Annotated in this window: 4 protein-coding genes and 1 pseudogene; 1 reads left to right on the top strand and 4 read right to left on the bottom strand. The window is 58.1% G+C overall.

Features of this window, described 5'->3' with window-relative positions; genetic code table 11:
- Positions 1-99 (top strand): annotated as a pseudogene (locus KBF66_RS19425) (succinate--CoA ligase subunit alpha); the annotation flags it as partial.
- A 92-nt stretch (positions 100-191) separates the two neighbouring features.
- On the opposite strand, the gene KBF66_RS19420 reads toward KBF66_RS19425, so the two are convergent.
- The 4 genes from KBF66_RS19420 to KBF66_RS19405 all read right to left on the bottom strand — a co-directional run.
- Positions 192-1505: a hydroxyacid-oxoacid transhydrogenase gene (locus tag KBF66_RS19420; protein ID WP_296661396.1), complete on the bottom strand. Its 1314-nt coding sequence runs from the start codon at positions 1503-1505 to the stop codon at positions 192-194.
- Between the two features lie 134 nt (positions 1506-1639).
- Complete coding sequence (locus tag KBF66_RS19415) at positions 1640-1963, bottom strand: hypothetical protein (RefSeq protein WP_296661394.1); 324 nt, start codon at positions 1961-1963, stop codon at positions 1640-1642.
- A 117-nt stretch (positions 1964-2080) separates the two neighbouring features.
- A complete protein-coding gene (locus KBF66_RS19410; RefSeq protein ID WP_296661391.1) occupies positions 2081-2356 on the bottom strand; it encodes a hypothetical protein in 276 nt (91 codons plus the stop codon).
- 74 nt (positions 2357-2430) lie between these two features.
- On the bottom strand, positions 2431-2795 hold a 365-nt coding region (locus tag KBF66_RS19405; protein ID WP_296661389.1), incomplete at its 5' end, for a sodium-independent anion transporter.

The raw sequence follows: 2795 nt of genomic DNA, 5'->3' as shown, positions 1-2795 counted from the left end.
GACACGGCTGAAGCCAAACTGGCGGTGATGGAAGAGTGTGGCTTCAAGGTCACACGTAACCCTTCCGAAATGGCCCGACTGCTCAAAGCCATGCTGTAAGTCCCAGCGGATCCTCGGGCCATCCACGCCCGAGTCTCATATCGCCCGGCGGTGCCACCGGTCAAACGGAGCACCGTTTTTTATGGCCCGGACTACCAGTAAAACATGGCGTCGCGATAGAGCTGACTCAGATCAGCCTCGCTGACCTCCCGAGGTGCATTGGTCAGCAAACGCTGCTGCGCCCAGGCGCCCCGGGTCAGGTCCGCCACATCGGCTTCGCCGTAGCCGACGCCCGCCACACCATTGGGAATTCCCGTGGCTCTCATCAGTCCGATCAGTTGAGTGGCGACAATTTCACCTGCATCTTCGGGGCCAGCGCCGGTCGTCTGGGCGCCCAAACAGGCTGCTCCGTGCAAATGGCGCTCAGGACAGGCACAGGCGGTGAACCGAAACACAGAGGGTGCGTTGACGATCACACTCATGCCATGCGGCACCATCGGTTCATGCGGCGGATAGCCCTCGGGCTGAAAATCTCGAACCAACCCGGCCACTGAATAGGCCATGCCATGGGGCACGTGCACACCCGAATTGCCAAACGCGATACCCGCCAGTGTGGCGGCGTACATCATCTGATCACGTGCCTGGTGGTCACTGGCATCGTTGACCGCACGCACCAGAAACTGCCCAAGCAGCTTGAGCGCTGCCTCGCAGCCCATGTCGCTCCAGGGGTTGGCTCCCTGGCTCATCGGCCGCAAAGCCGGGCTCGCTGTGGCCAGACGCCGCGTGTAGGGTTTGGCGGTATAGGATTCGAGCGCATGCGACAACACATCAAAGCCGCTGGCAGCCACCACGTTCTTGGGCAGGCTATAGGTGGTGCCGGGATCAATCAGCGCCAGCGTGGGTCGCAATCGCCGTGAGGCAATGCCGGTTTTGACCTTCAAGGACAACAGATCGAAAATGGTGATGCCCGTGCACTCCGAACCGGTGCCACAGGTGGTTGGGCAGGCAATGTGGGGTTTGAGCGGACCGGGCACCGGCTTGCCTGCACCAATGGGGGCATTGACATAGTCTAAAAAATCGCTGGTCGGCCAGCTGGCATACAGGTTGGCGGCCTTGCACGTGTCTATGACCGAACCACCGCCCACTGAAATGTAACCATCAAACTGCCCATCGCTGGCAAATCTGGCCGCTGCCCGGAATGACTGGTCAGTCGGCTCGACCTTGACTTCATCAAAGATAACCGCGGCCAGACCGGCCACTCGCAAGGAATCAAGCACCTGGCGCACGTAGGGCAGAGCCATCAAGGTTTTGTCGGTAAACAGTGCGATACGCTGCATACCCAACGCCTTGGCCTGTGCACCAACCTCATTGAGCACACCATGCCCAAAGCTGATGCTGGCAACGTCAACCGAAAACACCTGTTCTTGACCTTCGGTCAAGGCAAAGTAACTGTGGCAGCAGGACATTGATCCATCTCCTGTAGGGCGAGTTGATCTCACCGTGTTGCGCAAGCACTTCAAAATAACAACGCCAGCTCCTCCGGACACTCGTCACGAGCAGTCCCGACTGACAGATGCAAGTCAATCGCGGACTGCGGGGGTCAACACGCTATATTGGTTGGCCGATCAAACCGGGTGCCAAGTCTGACCGGTTGGAGCCGATAGTACTTTTGACTGATGTTATCCAACTGCAGGATCAGGCAGTCAACCTGGGCAAGAAACGCCGATCGGCTCACATGCGGCTGCTCAGTAAACATGGCGCCAGCGTACTCAGCCAAGGCCGACTCGCCCACCTGTCGAGCCCAGCCGCGCACCTCGCAGTAGATCAGCAAAGCAAGCCTGCCCAGCTCGTCGTTCCGGCGTGCGTGCTGGAGTTCCGCCAGAAGATCATCCAAACGCAGCTGGAATTCAATTGATGTATTCATGTTGCAGTGCAGCATAAAATCAACAACTGACCATTTGCTGACGCGCCCTTCAATTAGAGGCGCGCACCCAGGATCGCCAATCCAGCGTCGCAGCACGATCGCCCTGTGCCCCAGGCGCTACAGGTTCGCCAGGGTGCCCAGTGGCTCGATTCTGGAGGGTGCCTTGTTGAGATGCTGGAGTGTTTCAACAAACTCACGCGCCTGCTGGCGCTGCCGCTCGGTGAAGTTCGTTCCCGCCTTGCCCGTCAGCAAGACCTCCAACAACCCGGTGAGGTGAAGTTGAAACTTTTCATAGTCAGGGTGGGTGGCCATCAGCGACCCCACAATCGCCATCAGACCGGCTTGAGTCGCCACCAAAGTATCAAGTTCACGATGCAGTTCTTCCAGTTTCATGGTTTTCTCCTAGAAGCAAGGGGTTCGCACAGACACCTGGGTGAGTCGTGCGCTGGTTTCTTTGTTCCGATGCATCACCGTCGATCTTCCCAATCCACCCAATGGACCTGATGCACCTTAAGGTAGCTGCCTACAGCCTGGCCCAGGGTTGCAAAAAAACGCTGCTCACCAAAGCTGGAAAAGAGGCCAAAACGCTTGAGCTTGTCCTTCACGGGATCTTTCATCTCAGCAAAACAAAGAGCAATGCCGGCTGCCCGCAAGGTCTGGTCAAGTTCTTCCAGGATGTCGGACGCCGTGACATCCACACTGGTCACCGGCTCTGCACTCACCACCAACCAGCGCACCGGACTTGCGGAGTCTGCAACAGCATCCAGCACATGATCGCGAAACAACTCGGCATTGGCGAAAAACAGTGGTGCATCCCAGCGGAACAACACCA

It is taken from the genome of Rhodoferax sp., from assembly GCF_018063565.1.
GTDB lineage: Bacteria > Pseudomonadota > Gammaproteobacteria > Burkholderiales > Burkholderiaceae_C > Rhodoferax.
This window is presented reverse-complemented; position numbering and strand designations above follow the sequence as displayed.

What these genes read in the sequence shown, in the direction of transcription:
- KBF66_RS19420 (WP_296661396.1), bottom strand. Translation starts at nt 1,505, where the DNA reads ATGTCCTGCTGCCACAGTTACTTTGCCTTGACCGAAGGTCAAGAACAG.
- KBF66_RS19415 (WP_296661394.1), bottom strand. Translation starts at nt 1,963, where the DNA reads ATGAATACATCAATTGAATTCCAGCTGCGTTTGGATGATCTTCTGGCG.
- KBF66_RS19410 (WP_296661391.1), bottom strand. Translation starts at nt 2,356, where the DNA reads ATGAAACTGGAAGAACTGCATCGTGAACTTGATACTTTGGTGGCGACT.